Consider the following 16,087-nt stretch of genomic DNA (forward strand, 5'->3'; position numbering starts at 1 on the left):
GCTATTTGTATTATGTGGCAAATGCTTCCGGCTGACAGCGATCAGCGGGTGAACGCAGCGGCGTTGCCGGCATCCACGTTCAGCACGTTGCCCGTGCTCTTGCCGGCCTTGTCGCTGGACAGGAAGTACACGGCTTCGGCGATATCTTCCGGCAGCACCGAGCGCTTGAGCATGCTGCGGTCGCGGTAGAAGGCTTCCACGTCGTCGGCCTCGATCTTGTTGGACTGGGCGCGCTCCTGCTTCCACTTGCCGTCCCAGATCTTCGAGCCCTTGATCACGGCGTCCGGGTTCACCACGTTGACGCGGATGCCCAGCGGTGCGCCTTCCAGCGCCACGCAGCGCGCCAGGTGGATCTCGGCGGCTTTCGCGGTGCAGTAGGCCGATGCGCCGGCCGATGCCACGAGGCCGTTCTTCGAGGCGACGAACACCATCGAGCCGCCCAGCTTTTGCGTCTTCATCATGCGGAAGGCGGCGCGGCTGGCCAGGAAGTAGCCCTTGACGAGGATATCCTGGTTGCGGTCCCACACTTCCAGCGTGGTGTCTTCCAGCGGTGCCGACGAGGCGATGCCGGCGTTCGAAATCAGCAGGTCGACGCCGCCGAAGCGCAGTGCCGATTCCGTGAACACGGCTTCCACCTGCTCTTCGCTGGTGATGTTGCCGGTGATCGTGGCCACGTTGTCCTTGCCGGCCACCTTGGCCAGGGAGCTTTTCGCCTCTTCGAGTGCGCCGCCGTCGATGTCGGTCAGCAGCACGCAGGCGCCTTCGGACAGCAGTTGCTTCGCCACCGCCTGGCCGATGCCGCCGGCGCCGCCGGTGACGACCGCGATGCGGCCGGCCAGCGATTTCGGCTTCGGCATGCGCTGCAGCTTGGCTTCTTCCAGCAGCCAGTATTCGATGTCGAACGCTTCCTGCTCCGGCAGGCCCACGTACTTGTCGACACCGTTCGCGCCGCGCATCACGTTGATCGCGTTGACGTAGAACTCGCCGGCGATACGGGCGGTTGCCTTGTCTTTCGCGAACGACAGCATGCCCACGCCCGGGATCAGGTAGATGATCGGGTTCGCGTCACGCACGGCCGGGCTGTTGTCTCGCTTGCAGCGCTCGTAATAGGCCGTGTAGTCGGCGCGGTAGGCTTCCAGCGCGTCATCCAGGCCGGCGGCCACGGCGTCGAAGTCCGGCTTCGTCGGGTCGAAGTCGACGACGAACGGGCGGATCTTCGTGCGCAGGAAGTGGTCGGGGCACGAGGTGCCCAGCGCCGCCAGCGGTGCCAGGTCCTTCGAGTTGACGAATTCCAGGATCGTGTCGGAATCCTCGAAGTGGCCCAGCTTGTATTCGGTCTTGCTGATCTTGCCGCGCAGCAGAGGCATCAGTTTCGCGGCGAACGCGGCGCGCTCCGCGGGCGGCAGGGCCTGGTGCTGCTGGCCGCCGAACACGGGCTGGGCGATGTTCGCTTCCAGCCATTCCTCGGCGCGCTTGATGATCGCCAGCGTCGTTTCGTAGGCTTCCTTGGCGGTGTCGCCCCAGGTGAACAGGCCGTGGCCTTCCAGGATGATGCCTTTCAGGTTCGGCTGCTCGGTCGACAGCTTTTCCAGGTCCAGGCCCAGGTCGAAGCCCGGGCGCTTCCATGGCAGCCAGCCCAGCACGCCTTCGAAGATCTTTTCCGTCAGCGCGCGGCTGTTGGCCGTGGCGGCGATGGCGATCACCGAATCCGGGTGCATGTGGTCGACGTGCTTCTTGTTGATGTAGGCGTGCAGCGGGGTGTCGATCGACGCGGCGCGCGGGTTCAGGTTGAACGTGGCGTGCGGCAGGTAGCCGACCATTTCATCTTCGTTCGCCAGGCCGCGGTAGCGCTTCTTCAGCGCGTGCAGCTTGTCCAGGTACAGCGTCGAGAAGCCGTCCAGCTTGATGCTGCCCAGGTCGCCGCCCGAGCCCTTCACCCACAGTACCTCGACTTTTTCGCCCGTCAGCGGGTCATCCATCATCACCTTGGCCGACGTGTTGCCGCCGCCGAAATTGGTGATGCGCAGGTCCGAGCCCAGCAGGTTGGAACGGTACAGCAACAGCTCCGGTTCGCTCATCGTTGCGGCCTTCGCGTCATCCCACAGCGACGTGATGGGCTGTTTCTGCTTCGGTTGGTTCATGTGGTCTCCATCGTTGATTTGCATTCGGTTTTGCCCCCGGATTCGACCGTTTGAGCAAGCGGAGTCAGTAGAAATCAGAGCCTGCGGGGGTGTCAATGCACAAGCGCTCAACATCGTGACCAAGAATGAATTAATCATTTACTTGAGCGAAATGATTAGAACGTGACGCGACAGTTTGAAAGAAAATCACTCAATTGATCGCCGGGTGATTGACCTGAGGGTTTGAAAGGGTTTAGGCTTGCCCTTAATAAATAGACCACTCACGGCACCCGCCGGGAAGTAGGATCACGACAAGGAGACGGAAACATGGTGAATCACAAGCGCCGTAAACGTTTGCTCAAACTGCTCGTCGAGCACCAGACCGCCAGCGTTCCCCAGCTGGTCGAATGGCTGAGCGCTTCCCCTGCCACTGTGCGCCGCGACATCAGCTGGCTCGCCGCGCGCAACCTGCTGACCCGCACCCGCGGCGGCGCGGCAAACCTGGCGCAGAAAAAGCGCAACCTCACGCTCACGAGCGAAACCTTCGAACACAACATCCAGTGCTTTGCCGACCGCAAGCGCGCCATTGCCCGCTACGCGGCGGGCATGTGCGAGGAAGGCGAAACGATCGTCATCAACGGTGGCACCACCACGTTCATGATGGCCGATTTCCTGGTCGACAAGCACCTGAAGATCCTCACGAATTCGTTCCTGATGGCCGAGCGCCTGCTGCTGTCGTCGGAAAACGAAGTGATCCTCCCGGGCGGCAAGGTGTACCGTGAGCAGAACGTGATCCTTTCGCCGTTCGACAACGACATCACGCAGCACCATTATGCGGCCAAGATGTTCATGAGCGTGTATGGCCTGTCGCTGCTGGGCCTCATGGAAGCCGACCCGCTGCTGATCCAGGCCGAAAAGCGCCTGATCGGCCAGGCCGAGGAACTGATCGTGCTGGCGGACAGCTCCAAGTTCGCCAAGAAGGCCGGCCTGATCCTGTGCGGCCTCGATCGCGTGTCGTGCGTGATCACGGATACCCATGCCTCGGACGCCGCCGTCCAGCTGCTCGAACAGTCCGGTGTCAAGGTCGTGACCGTGGCGCCCGAACCCGTGCCGACCCAGGTCGGGTCGCTGCAATTCCCGCACGGGTTCGACTTCCCCGCGTCATCGCTGTTCCATCCGGAGGCTGCACATTGAAACGCAAGACTTTTATCTACGCAGCGCTGGCTGCCGCGGTGGCTGCGACGGGCATCACGGGCTGCGGCCAGAAGACTGACGGCGCCGCCGCCGGCGCCGTCGCCAACGGCGAGAAAGTAAAGATCGCGATGGTCGTGAAAAGCCTGGGCAACGGCTTTTTCGACGCCGCCCACACGGGCGCCAAGGAAGCCGCGGGCCAGCTGAAGGATGTCGAGATCATCTATACCGGCCCGACCACGCCATCGGCCGAAGGCCAGATCGAAATCGTCAACTCGCTGATCAGCCAGAAGGTCCATGCGATCGTCATTTCCGCGAACGACCCGAACGCGCTCGTGCCGATCGCCAAGAAGGCGATGCAGCGCGGGATCAAGGTGGTGTCGTTCGACAGCGGCCTGGCGCAGGAAGGCCGCCTCATGCAGCTGAATCCCTCCAACGCCGAACTGATCGCCCGCAAGCAGCTGCAGATGGCGGCCGATTCGATCGGCGGCGCCGGCGAGATCGCGATCCTGTCCGCCTCGGCGCAGGCCACGAACCAGAACATCTGGATCGACGTGATGAAGTCGCAGCTCGCCACACCGGAATTCTCGAAGCTCAAACTGGTGGCCACCACCTACGGTGACGACCAGTCCGATAAAAGCTACCGCGAGGCGATCGGCCTGCTGCGCAGCTACCCGAACCTGAAGGCGATCATCGCGCCGACGACGGTCGGCATCGTGGCGGCATCGAAAGCCGTCGTCGACGAGAACGTCGTGGGCAAGGTGTTCGTCACGGGCCTGGGCCTGCCCTCGGAGATGGCCGGCCACGTGAAGAGCGGCGCCGTGAAGGAATTCGCGATCTGGAATCCGATCGACCTGGGCTATGCGGCCACCTATGCCGCCTACGACTTCGTCAAGGGAGCACCGGATGCGAAGGCCGGCGGCAAGTTCGCCGCGGGCCGGATGGGCAATATCGCGATCGACGGGAAAGGCGAGGCCGCGATGGCCGAACCGTTCACGTACAACCGCGACAACGTCGACAAATTCGCCAAGATTTTCTAAGCCATGCAACAGACAACGAACACACCTGCCGGGGGTGCAACCCCGGCGGGCGAGGCCGTGCTGCGCCTCGAGGGGATCTGCAAGCGCTTCGGCGGCATCACCGCGCTCAATAAAATGGCGCTCACCGTGCGCGCCGGCGAAGTGATGGCCCTGCTGGGCGAGAACGGCGCCGGCAAATCCACCCTCGTGAAGACGCTGACCGGCATCTACCAGCCGGACGAAGGCACGATCACGCTCAACGGCGAGCAGGTACGGTTCGCCAATGCGCAGGATGCGATGCGTGCGGGCGTGACGGCCGTGCACCAGGAAAGCGTGATGTTCGACGAGCTCACCGTGGCCGAGAACATCTACGTGGGCCGCCAGCCGCAAAAAGACGGCAGGATCGACTGGAGTCGCATCGAACACGAAGCGGAGCAGCTGTTCGCGCGGCTCGAGGTACCGCTACCTGTGCGCACGAAAGTGAAGGACCTGTCGGTGGCGCAGCGGCACTTCGTGGAAATCGCCCGCGCCCTGTCGCAGGATGCGCGCGTGGTGATCCTCGACGAGCCCACCGCCGCCCTCTCGCAGCGCGAGATCGGCGAGCTGTATCGCATCATCAGGCAGTTGAAGGCGGCCGGCACGGCGATCATCTTCATCACCCACAAGTTCGACGAGATCTATGCCGTGGCCGACCGCTACACGGTGCTGCGCGACGGCCACTACATCACCGAGGGCGTGCTGGCCGACATCACCGAAGGCGAGCTGGTATCGCTGATGGTGGGCCGCGCCGTGACGCAGGCTTACCCGAAGGCGGACGTGACGCCGGGCGCCACGCTGCTCGAAGTGAAGAATTTCTGCCATCCCACCGAATTCGACGACGTGAGTTTCACCTTGCGCAAGGGCGAGATCCTGGGCTTCTATGGCCTGGTGGGCGCCGGCCGCTCGGAAGTGATGCAGGCGCTGTTCGGCCTCACGAAACCGTCGCGCGGCACCGTGCTCATCGAGGGCAAGGAAGTGACGATCGGCTGCGCGGCCGAAGGCATCGCGCACGGCATCGCCTACGTGCCGGAAGACCGCCAGCACCAGGGTGCCCACCTGACGATGCCGATCCTGCACAACATCACGCTGCCGATCCTCGACAAGATGGGCTGGTTCCTGCGCGGCGGCAAGGCCAAGCGCGAATCGCTCGGCGTGGCGCGGCTGTACAGCGAGCAGCTGGAACTGAAGGCGCACCACCTGCGGCAGAACGTTTCCGAACTCTCGGGCGGCAACCAGCAGAAGGTGGTGCTGGGCAAGTGGCTGGCCACGAACCCGAAAGTGATCATCCTTGACGAACCCACGAAAGGCATCGACATCGGTTCGAAAGCCGCCGTGCACCGCTTCGTCGGCGAGCTGGTGAAGCAGGGCCTGTCGGTGATCCTCGTGTCGTCCGAGCTGCCGGAAGTACTGGGCCTGTCGGACCGCATCGTGGTGATGCACCAGGGCCGCGTCGAGCGCGAGTATGCGCGCGGCGAGGCGACACCGGAGAACGTTTGCGCGGCCGCCTCGGGCGCCGTGCTGGAGGAAGCGGCATGAACGCCTTGAGCATGAAAGCCCACAAACGTGAATTGCTGCTGGCCGCGTCCATCGTGGCGTTGATCATCGGCGTGGGCATGCGCGCACCGGTGTTCGTCACGGGCGCCAGCCTGGCCAACCTGCTGACGGACAGCACCCTGCTGATCATGCTGGCACTGGCGCAGATGCTGGTCATCGTCACACGCGGCGTCGACCTGTCGGTGGCGTCGAATCTCGCCTTGTCCGGCATGGCCGCCGCCCTGCTGGCCGCCAGCAACCCGGGCCTGCCGCTGCCGGTGATCGTGCTGGCCGCCGCCCTCCTCGGCCTCGTGCTGGGGCTCGTCAACGGCTACCTGATCGGCTACCTGGACCTGCCGGCGATCGTCGTCACGCTGGGCACGATGAGCGTGTACCGCGGGCTCGTGTTCGTGCTGTCCGGCGGCGCATGGGTGTCGTCGCACCAGATGCCCGAAGCGTTCATCGCCTTCCCGCTCACGAAGTTCCTGGGTGTGACGAACCTGGTGTGGATCGCGTTCGTCGTCGTGCTGGCCGCGTGGTACCTGGCGAATCACAGCCGCTTCGGTCGCGACCTGTACGCCGTAGGCAATGCGCCTTCGTGCGCCCGCTACGTGGGCATTCCGATGGCGCAGCGGCTGCTGTGGACCTACGGGATTTCCGGCCTGGTTGCCGGCGTGTGCGGCTACCTGTGGGTGGCGCGCTACGCGGTGGCCTACACCGAGATCGCCTATGGCTTCGAATTCACCGTGATCGCCGCGTGCGTGATCGGCGGCATCAACATCGCCGGCGGCACCGGTTCCGTGGCCGGCGCCGTGCTGGGGGCGCTGTTCCTGGCCGTGATCGGCAATGCGCTGCCGGTCGTGAAAGTGTCGCCGTTCTGGCAAAGCGCGCTGACCGGCGCCGTGATCCTCATTGCCGTGCTGATCAACGCCCGCGACCGCAAGAAGGAAGGCCGGCAGATCCTGCCGCTGCACCTCGACAATCACTCCTCGCCAACCGCACCTGTCCGGAGCGCCGCGTGACCACCATGACCGCCACCAATACGACCGCCAAGCCCGATTCGCCCGATTCGCCCGATTCGCCCGATTCGCCGAACGCCGGAGGGCCGGCCGCCAAATCCCGCTACACGATCCTCGACCAGCCGAAGCTGGGCATCAAGGGCGTGCTGGGCAAATGGGAAACCCTGCTTGCCCTGCTGTTCCTGCTAGCCTTCGTCACCAACGGCATGCTGCTGGAGCACTTCCTCGATCCGTACAATCTCGCGGACGGCACGTTCAACTTCAGTGAAAAGGCGCTGATCGCGCTGCCGATGGCCTTATTGATCATCTGCCGCGAGATCGACATCTCCGTGGCCGGCATCCTCGCACTGTCTTCGGTGGCGATGGGGCTGGCGATGAATGCCGGCTTCCCGCCTGCCTCGCTGCTGTTCGTGGCGCTGGCCACGGGCGTGGCCTGCGGCACGCTGAACGGCGTGCTGGTGACGCGCTTCGGCCTGCCGGCCATCGTCGTCACGATCGGCACCGTGTCGTTGTTCCGCGGCTTGGCTTCCGTGGTGTTGGGCGACAAGGCCTTCACCGGCTACCCGCAGGTGATGACGGACTGGGGGCAAGGCTACTTCTTCGACTTCATCCCGCGCGAATTCGTGATCCTGCTGGTGTTCGCGGCGATCTTCGCCTTCGTGCTGCATGCCACGCGCTGGGGCCGCCGCATCTACGCGATCGGCAACAACCCGATCGCCGCAAGGTTCTCCGGCATCGAGGTGGACCGCTACCGCATGGTGCTGTTCATGCTGACCGGCGCGATGGCGGGTCTCGCGGCCTTCCTGCTGACGGGCCGCATCGGCAGCACGCGCCCGAACATTGCCATGGGCTGGGAGCTGGAAGTGATCACGATGGTGATCCTGGGCGGCGTGTCCATCGCCGGCGGTGCCGGCACGATCGGCGGCGTGATGCTGGCCGTTCTGACGCTGGGTACCGTGACGTACGGCCTGTCGATGGCGAATATCCCGGGTATCTACATGACGATCGTGATCGGTTTGCTGCTGCTGGTGACCATCGCGCTGCCGCGCCTGCTGCGTGGCAAGAAGGTGGCGAAATGAGCGCAAGCGTGGGAAACATCGTCGTCCTCGACATCGGCAAGACGAACGTCAAGCTGGCCTTGATCGATGCTTCGGGCGCGCAGCTGGCCGAGCGCCGCAAGGCCAACACCGTGCTGCGCGACGGACCGTATCCGCACCACGACACGGAAGGCATCTGGAACTGGATGCTGGACACGATGAAGGAATTCGCGGCGACCGCGCCGGTGCGGGCGATCGTGCCGGTGACGCATGGCGCCACGGCGGCGCTGGTCGACGCGCAGGTTGAAAATTCTGGCCTGGTGCTGCCGGTGCTCGACTACGAATTCGAGCCGCCTGCCACGCAGCGTACGGAATACCTGGGCCAAAGGCCCGCGTACGACACGACGTATTCGCCGTCGCTGCCGGCCGGCCTGAACCTGGGGCGGCAGCTGGCATGGCTGGCATCGGCCTATCCCGCCGAGTTCGCGCGCACGAAGCACATCCTGATGTACCCGCAGTACTGGGCGTGGCGGCTGTCCGGCGTGGCGGCCGGCGAAGTGACGTCGCTCGGCTGCCATACGGACCTGTGGCAGCCTTCGCGCCAGCAGTATTCGCAACTCGTCGAGCGGCAAGGGTGGAGCACGCTGATGCCGCCGCTGCGCAATGCGTGGGATGCGCTGGGGCCCGTGCTGCCTGCGCTGGTGGAACGCACCGGCTTGCCGGCCGATTGCCAGGTCGTCTGCGGCATCCACGACAGCAATGCCTCGCTGCTGCGCCACCTCGATGCCACGGGTAGCCATGCGGCGCCGCCCGCCATCCTGTCGACCGGCACGTGGGTGATCGCCGCCCTGCCCGGCGGCCAGCTCGATGGCCTGAAGGAAGCGTCGGACATGCTGGCCAATTGCAGCGCGCTGGGCCAGCCGGTACCCTGCATCCGCTTCATGGGCGGGCGTGAGTTCGGCGCGCTGGCCGGCACCGAGGCGATGCCTTGCAGCGTGGCCGACCTGCAGCAGATCATCGACCAGGGCACGTATGCATTGCCCGCGTTCGCCGAAGCGGGCGGCCCGTTCGCCGGGCGCAAGGGCTCCGTCGTCGGCCCTGCATTGCCCACCGATGCCGAGCGCACCGCGCTGGCCACGCTGTACTGCGTGCTGATGAGCGACTGGTGCCTGACCGCGCTGGGCTCGGCGGGCGACATCGTTGTCGAAGGCAGCTTCACCAACAACCCGCACTTCGCTCCACTGCTCGCCGCCCTGCGGCGCGGCCAGCAGGTCACCGTGACCGACGATGCCAGCGGCACCACCAGCGGCGGCTGGATGCTCGCCCACTGGGGCGCCGCCCCCGCCGTGCGCTCGCACGCCGCCGATCCCATCGCGCTGCAGGGCTGGCCGCAGTATCGCGAACGCTGGCTGGCGCAGCTGGCGTAAACCGGCGGCCGCCGAGCCGCTGGTGTCTGACACTGTTTTCCGGGCGTTTTTCCGGAAAACAGTGTCAGACACCGGTTTTCGTGTGCGCTGACGGTGAACGCCGGGGAAAACCGGTGTCAGACACTATTTCCGGGTGAAGCGTCCGGAAATAGTGTCTGACACCAGATGCATCAGGCTTCAGCTTCTCATCAGGCTTCAGCGTCTCACTGGATAGCAGCTTTCTTGTCGGCCACGGGCACCCCAAAATCCGGTGTGCCGTCAGCCTTCCAATTGATGACTTGTGCCCGTGTGTGCCGGTCGGGGTTGCGCAGCGGGTCGCCGGCGATGTCGCGGTAGTTGCGCGCGTGGTAGACGAGGATGTCGGTCTTGCCGTCCGGCGTTGTCGTGAACGAATTGTGGCCGGGGCCGTACTGGCCGGTGGCGTCGCTGCTGGCAAACACGGGTTGCGCGGACTTGGTCCACGATTTGGGGTCCAGCAGGTTGGCATTGGCGCGCGCGGTGAGCATGCCCAGCGCGTAGTTGGCATCGGTGGCGGAGGCCGAGTAAGTCATGAACACGCGGCCGTTCTTCACCAGCACAGACGGGGCCTCGTTGACGGCGTGCTTGACCTTTTCCCACGCATATTCCGGTTCGGTCAGCAGCACGGCCGGGCCGGAGATCGATAGCGGCGTGTCCATCGGCGCGATGTAGATGTCGGTCTGCTTCTTGCCCTCCTGCTTCGGCCGCTGCGTCCACAGCAGGTAGCGCTGGCCTTTCAGCTCGAACGTGGTGGCATCCAGTGCGAACGATTCCCAGCCTGTCTTCAACTGGCCGCGTTCCTTCCAGGGCCCGCGCAGAGGATCGTCGGACTCGCATTCGAGCACATACAGGCGGATCTCCCAGATCGCATCCGAGCGGCCGGCGGTGAAGTAGATGTACCACTTGCCGTCGATCCGGTGCATCTCGGGAGCCCAGATGTGCGCGCCCATTTCACCCTTGGCGTGTTTGCGCCAGACGGTATGCACCTCGGCCTTGCCCAGATCGTCGAGCGAGCGGGCGCGCCGCACTTCGATGCGGTCGTACTCCGGCACTGTGGCCGTGTAGTAGTACCAGCCGTCCGGCTGCAAGGTCACGTGCGGGTCGGCACGCTGCAGCACGAGTGGATTGTTGAAGGCCGGCGCACCACTTGCCTGCGCAGTGGCGTTGGCGGACGTGGTGGTGGTGGGAGCAGCAGCGGAGGCGACGGCTGCGGCCGTGGCGGCGCAAACGAAAAAAACCGCAGGCACGAGGCCCGCGGTCCGGTGTGACGATGTCGGAGGCATGTTCAGTTTTTGAAGGATACGCTCAGATAGTAACGGCGGCCCGGGAACGCAAGCTCGTTGACGCGGAACGGGTCGCCCGCATCGGTCCTTTCAGCCTGGTCGGTCAGGTTCTTTCCCTCCAGCGAAATGGTGATGTTCTCGCTGTAGCGGTACTGCAGTTTAGCATCGAGGTAGCCGGTCTTTTCCGAAAAATTCGGGTTGCCCGACACGTCGTTGCCGCCCGTGTAGTAACGGTCGCGGTGGTTGTAGGCCACGCGGGCATTGACCGGGCCGCGGTCATACCACAGTGCCGCGTTGTAGCTGTTCTTCGACAGGCCCGGATACGGCAGCACGGTGCCATCGAGGGTGTTCAGGCGTTCGGTACCCGGCGCGTACTTGTAGTTCATGCGCGTGTAGTTGGTGTCGACACCGAAGCCGCCCAGCCACCCTGGCAGGAACGTGAACGCCGTGCGAGCGGTCAGCTCGATACCCTTGGTCGTTGCGCCCTCGCCGTTGACGGCGCCGGTCACGTCCCACAGGCGGCCGTCGCCGTACACGTCGACATCCTTCTGCAGGTTCTTCTCCAGGATGTAGCTGGAGATCTTCTTGTTGAAGAACGCCACGCTGACCTGGGTGTCGGCGCTCGGGTAGTACTCGAACGACACGTCGGTATTGGTGGCGCGGAACGGCTTGAGCTTCGGATTGCCGGACGTGCAGTCGTCGGCCGTGCCGTCGCCCCCAACGAGGGGGTTGCCGCTGTTGGCGATACAGGAGATGTTCGGTGCCAGCAGGTCGATGCGCGGACGCGACATGACCTTGCCCCAGCCCAGCCGCACCAGGAAGGTGTCCGGCACCAGCCAGGTCATCAGGTTGGCGCTCGGCAGCACGTCGTGGTATTCGTTGTCGACCGTGGCGATGCTGTTCGTGATGATGTAGTCGGTGTACGCGTTCGATCCGCTGCCGCTCGGCTGGCGGTAACGGTAGGACGAAGAACCTGTCGCGCGGCTGCGGGTACCCGTGTAGCGGGCACCGACGTTGCCGGTGAAACTGTAGCCGAGCAGCTCCGAGTCGAAGTCCAGGCGGGCATACGCGGAGCGCACGCTTTCCTCGGACTTGTAGGCCGGGATCTGCGGGTAGATGTTACCGTCGCTGCCCGGCGCGCTGGTCAGGTAGTCGTGGTTGAAGTGCGACGTGTCGAAGTTCGGCGCGGCGGCGGCGTAGTTCGGCGTGGTCCAGCCGGCGGGCAGGTTGCTGACCTTGTCGTAGCCGTTGAAGAACGTGCCCGGGGTGCGGCCGATGATCGAGCTGACCAGCGCCTGCATCTGGGCCGCGGTGGCGTACTTCGTGGCATAGCTGCGGTTCAGGAACGACTGCGAATCGGGCGAGCGGATCACGCCCGAGGTGTTCAGCGGATCGTAGACCAGCGTCTGGTTGACGTTGGCGCCAATGATGGCGACGTCGTCGGTCGTGGTACTCAGGTCGTTGCTGTTCAGGTAGCCGCCGCCGTTGTACTGGCGTCCGGTCGACTTGCGGAACTGCGTGCCCACCCACAATTTCGAGAAGAAGCCGTCGAGGCGATATTTCGCGTCGATCTTGGCCTGGTCTTCCGTGTTGCGCGTTTCCGATGGACGGTACTGCAGCTGCACCTGCGTGTACGAGCTGGCGTCATCGGGCGAATACCCGGACGGGAACGCGAAGTGCGGCAGGCCCTGCGCATCGAGCGACACCTTCAGGCCCGGCGCATTCTGTGTCAGCACCACGTTGTTGCTGTCGCTGAAGTAATCGGACGACGACGTGCCGACGAGGCCCTCCACTTCCAGGCGGTCGCGCTTGAAATTGAAGCCGCTGGACAGGTAGCGCGAACGGATATTGAGTTCATAGTCGCGCGCCGACGTGGAGAACGCGCCCTGGCCGCCCTGGCCGCCCACGTTCAGGCAATCGCCCACCGTGTATTCGGTGACGTAGTGGTTCTGCACCGTCATGCCGGCCGGCGTGCCGGTGCCCGGAATGGCCGTGCAGGTGCCTCCCGAGCCGACGCCGCTGGCGTTGTAGACTGGCGCCTTGCCGGCGCTGGCCAGGCGGTTGACGTTCTCGAACGCGGTGCCGAAGTTGCGGTCGTTCAGGCGCTGGTCCTGCTTGTTGTCCTGGTACGAAACATAGGCGTTGAAGCTTTTCGAGAATTCATACTGCGCCGTCAGTTCGGCGGACGAGCGCTTGTGATCGCGCGTCCACATGCCATAGCGCGCGATGCCCGGCGAGTAGTCGTACCACTGCCGGAGGCAGTCCGTCTTGGCCGTGCCGGTCAGCGCATCGCACCCGGCCTGGCTGCCGATGGCGGCCAGCGCCGGGTCCTTGCTCACCACCGTTTTTTCCGGCGAGGCATCCCAGTCGCGCAGGAAGCGCCACGACGTGTTGCGCGCATAGTCCTGCTGCGTGAGCACCTTGTCGTAGACGAAGTTGCCCATCAGGCCCAGCTTGTTGTTGAAGTACCGGTCGGCCAGCAGCAGGCTGCCGCGCGGCTGCACGCCGCCGCGGCTGGACGACTGCTGCCCCGACACGGTGGCGGCAACCGTCGGCTTCTTGAAGTCCAGCGGCTTGCGCGTCTTCACGCTGACGGTACCGCCCACGCCACCTTCGGTCATGTCGGCGGTCACGCCCTTGTAGACGTCGATCGAGGAGATCAGTTCCGACGCCAGCTCGCGCAGCTCGGCGCCGCGGCCGGCCCCGCCGCCCGTGGACAGCACCGACATGCCGTTGATCTCGACACGGTTCAGGTCCGGCTCGACGCCGCGGATCGCCACCTGCGAGCCTTCGCCGAATGAGCGGGACAGCTGCACACCGGTGATGCGCGACAGCGCTTCGCCCACGTTCTTGTCCGGGAACTGGTTGATGTCCTCGGCGATGATCGAATCGGACACGGTGGCGTTGCGGATCTTGCGGTCGATGGCCGAAGCGACCGATCTGCGGGTGCCGGTCACGACGACGACATTGCCTTGCGAGGCGTCGGCGGCCGACGAGGCAGGAGCTTGCGCGGCCGGCGCAGGAGCGGAAGCCTGCGCGGCTGGCGCAGGGCTGGAAGCTTGCGCAACCTGCTGCGCTTCCTGGGCCGCGGGGGCGGGCGCGGCGGTGGTCTTCGCCTCCTGCGCCAGGGCGGCATGCGCCGCGAGCATCGATGCGGCGATGGCAAAGACGGTCCTGCGGTCCAGGCGGCCAGCCGCCCGCACCTTGTTCGAGTGCTTCGTCACTTTGAATCTCCTCCGGTCTGGGCATTGCTAGCAACTTGCTAGCAATTGCCTATTTTTTTGCAATTCTATGTGAGTCATCCGGATGCAAAATAGCGCGCAGGCAAAGAATCAAAATGATGATTAACGACGGGTTTTGCTCAAGAGTGTGAGCGGTTTGCGCAGCAGCGTGCGCGTGGGAATGGAAACGTTGCCGCAGGCGAACCGTGGGGGAAAATGCGGGCATGAAAAAACCCGCCGGGCTTGCGCCACGGCGGGTTTTTTTATACGGCTGAAGCGATTACGCTTCGCGCGATGCCTTCTTGCGCTCGTGTTCCTTCAGGAAGCGCTTGCGCAGGCGGATCGATTTCGGCGTGATCTCGACCAGTTCGTCGTCCTCGATGAATTCCACGGCGTATTCCAGGGACATCTGGATCGGCGGCACCAGGCGCACCGCTTCGTCGGTACCCGACGAACGCACGTTGGTCAGCTGCTTGCCCTTGATCGGGTTGACGACCAGGTCGTTGTCGCGCGAGTGGATGCCGATGATCATGCCTTCGTACACCGGGTCGTTGTGCGACACGAACATGCGGCCGCGGTCCTGCAGCTTCCAGATCGCGTAGGCCACGGCGGCGCCGTCATCCTGCGAGATCAGCACGCCGTTGCGGCGGCCTGCCAGCTCGCCGCGGGTGTTGTCGACCGGGGCATAGGCGTCGAACACGTGGCTCATCAGGCCGGTGCCGCGCGTCAGCGTCATGAACTCGCCCTGGAAGCCGATCAGGCCACGGGCCGGAATACGGTACTCGAGGCGCACGCGGCCCTTGCCGTCCGATTCCATGTTCTGCAGGTCGCCACGGCGGCGGCCCAGTTCTTCCATCACGCCGCCCTGGTTGACTTCTTCCACGTCGACGGACAGGTTTTCATACGGCTCGTGGCGCACGCCATCGACCATCTTGAAGACCACGCGCGGGCGCGACACAGCCAGCTCGAAGCCTTCGCGGCGCATGTTCTCGATCAGGATCGTCAGGTGCAGCTCGCCGCGGCCGGACACTTCGAAGATCGTGTCGTCGTCGGTCGGTGCCACGCGCAGCGCCACGTTGGCTTTCAGTTCCTTGTCCAGGCGATCGCGCAGCTGGCGCGACGTGACGAACTTGCCTTCGCGGCCAGCCAGCGGCGAGTTGTTGACCATGAAGTTCATCGTCAGGGTCGGCTCGTCGACGGTCAGCATCGGCAGCGGGTTCGGCGCTTCCGGCGAGCACACGGTCGAACCGATGCCGATTTCCTCGATACCGTTGATCAGCACGATGTCGCCGGCGACGGCTTCATCGACCAGCACGCGCTCCAGGCCCTTGAAGTTCAGCACCTGGTTGATGCGGCCCTTGATCGGGGTGGCGCCTTCGCCGTCGATCACGACGACATCCTGGCCGGCCTTGACGCGGCCGCTCGAGATGCGGCCAATGCCGATCTTGCCGACGTACGACGAGTAGTCCAGCGACGTGATCTGCATCTGCAGTGGGCCGTCCGGGTTGTCGTCACGCACCGGCACGTGCTTCAGGATCGCTTCGAACAGCGGCTTCATGTCGCCTTCGCGCACGTCTTCGGTCAGGCCGGAGTAGCCGTTCAGGCCCGATGCGTAGACGATCGGGAAGTCCAGCTGCTCGTCGTTGGCGCCCAGCTTGTCGAACAGTTCGAACGTGGCGTTGATCGCCCAGTCGGCGCGCGCGCCCGGACGGTCGATCTTGTTGACGACGACGATCGGCTTCAGGCCCAGCGCCAGCGCCTTGCGGGTCACGAAGCGGGTCTGCGGCATCGGGCCTTCCTGGGCATCGATCAGCAGCAGCACGGAATCGACCATCGACAGCACGCGCTCCACTTCGCCGCCGAAGTCGGCGTGGCCCGGGGTGTCGACGATATTGATGTGCGTGCCTTCGTACTCAACCGCGCAATTCTTCGACAGAATCGTGATGCCGCGTTCCTTTTCCAGGTCGTTCGAGTCCATGACCCGGGTATCGACCTGCTGGTTTTCGCGGAAGGTGCCGGACTGCCGCAGCAGCTGGTCCACGAGGGTCGTCTTGCCATGGTCGACGTGTGCGATGATGGCGATATTGCGAATTGCGCGTTTAGTATTAGACATAGTCATTGTGTTTGTAAAAACGGGTGGGACGCCGAAGCTGCGGTGTACTGGTGAAGCTGACGTCTGC

10 protein-coding genes are annotated in these 16,087 nt (G+C 64.5%); 6 read left to right on the forward strand and 4 right to left on the reverse strand.

The annotated features are described in order from the left end of the window. Positions 1 to 41 precede the first annotated feature (41 nt). A complete protein-coding gene (locus EWM63_RS07265; protein ID WP_130185925.1) occupies positions 42 to 2,141 on the reverse strand; it encodes a bifunctional rhamnulose-1-phosphate aldolase/short-chain dehydrogenase in 2,100 nt (699 codons plus the stop codon). Between the two features lie 306 nt (positions 2,142 to 2,447). Here EWM63_RS07265 and EWM63_RS07270 point away from each other — a divergent pair, with 306 nt between their 5' ends. The 6 genes from EWM63_RS07270 to EWM63_RS07295 are packed head-to-tail and all read left to right on the forward strand — an operon-like array spanning position 2,448 to position 9,385. Then, positions 2,448 to 3,314: a DeoR/GlpR family DNA-binding transcription regulator gene (locus EWM63_RS07270; protein WP_130185926.1), complete on the forward strand. Its 867-nt coding sequence runs from the start codon at positions 2,448 to 2,450 to the stop codon at positions 3,312 to 3,314. After that, positions 3,311 to 4,351, forward strand: coding sequence for a rhamnose ABC transporter substrate-binding protein (gene rhaS / locus EWM63_RS07275; RefSeq protein WP_207221260.1), 1,041 nt, complete (start codon positions 3,311 to 3,313; stop codon positions 4,349 to 4,351). Before EWM63_RS07270 ends, rhaS begins: the two co-directional genes overlap by 4 nt. 3 nt (positions 4,352 to 4,354) lie before the next feature. After that, positions 4,355 to 5,905, forward strand: coding sequence for a sugar ABC transporter ATP-binding protein (locus tag EWM63_RS07280; RefSeq protein WP_130185927.1), 1,551 nt, complete (start codon positions 4,355 to 4,357; stop codon positions 5,903 to 5,905). Further along, positions 5,902 to 6,924 carry an ABC transporter permease gene (locus EWM63_RS07285; RefSeq protein WP_229487784.1) on the forward strand — a complete coding sequence of 341 codons (1,023 nt, stop codon included), beginning with the start codon at positions 5,902 to 5,904 and terminating at the stop codon, positions 6,922 to 6,924. Before EWM63_RS07280 ends, EWM63_RS07285 begins: the two co-directional genes overlap by 4 nt. Before the next feature lie 5 nt (positions 6,925 to 6,929). Next, entirely contained in the window at positions 6,930 to 8,000 is a 1,071-nt protein-coding gene (locus tag EWM63_RS07290; RefSeq protein ID WP_130190249.1) for an ABC transporter permease, read from the forward strand. After that, positions 7,997 to 9,385 (forward strand): FGGY-family carbohydrate kinase, encoded by a 1,389-nt coding sequence (locus EWM63_RS07295; RefSeq protein ID WP_130185928.1) that lies wholly within the window; start codon positions 7,997 to 7,999, stop codon positions 9,383 to 9,385. Before EWM63_RS07290 ends, EWM63_RS07295 begins: the two co-directional genes overlap by 4 nt. A gap of 203 nt (positions 9,386 to 9,588) precedes the next feature. Here the strand turns inward: EWM63_RS07295 and EWM63_RS07300 are convergent, their stop codons facing one another. From EWM63_RS07300 to typA, 3 genes are all read right to left on the reverse strand, one after another. Continuing rightward, positions 9,589 to 10,650 carry a glycoside hydrolase family 43 protein gene (locus EWM63_RS07300; protein WP_229487786.1) on the reverse strand — a complete coding sequence of 354 codons (1,062 nt, stop codon included), beginning with the start codon at positions 10,648 to 10,650 and terminating at the stop codon, positions 9,589 to 9,591. A 38-nt stretch (positions 10,651 to 10,688) separates the two neighbouring features. After that, positions 10,689 to 13,910 carry a TonB-dependent receptor gene (locus EWM63_RS07305; protein ID WP_229487787.1) on the reverse strand — a complete coding sequence of 1,074 codons (3,222 nt, stop codon included), beginning with the start codon at positions 13,908 to 13,910 and terminating at the stop codon, positions 10,689 to 10,691. Positions 13,911 to 14,187: 277 nt separating this feature from the next. Beyond that, positions 14,188 to 16,020, reverse strand: a complete 1,833-nt coding sequence (typA, locus tag EWM63_RS07310; protein ID WP_130185930.1) for a translational GTPase TypA — start codon at positions 16,018 to 16,020, stop codon at positions 14,188 to 14,190. Between the last annotated feature and the right edge of the window lie 67 nt (positions 16,021 to 16,087).

This window comes from Pseudoduganella lutea (genome assembly GCF_004209755.1).
In the GTDB taxonomy this organism is placed as follows: Bacteria; Pseudomonadota; Gammaproteobacteria; order Burkholderiales; family Burkholderiaceae_D; genus Rugamonas; species Rugamonas lutea.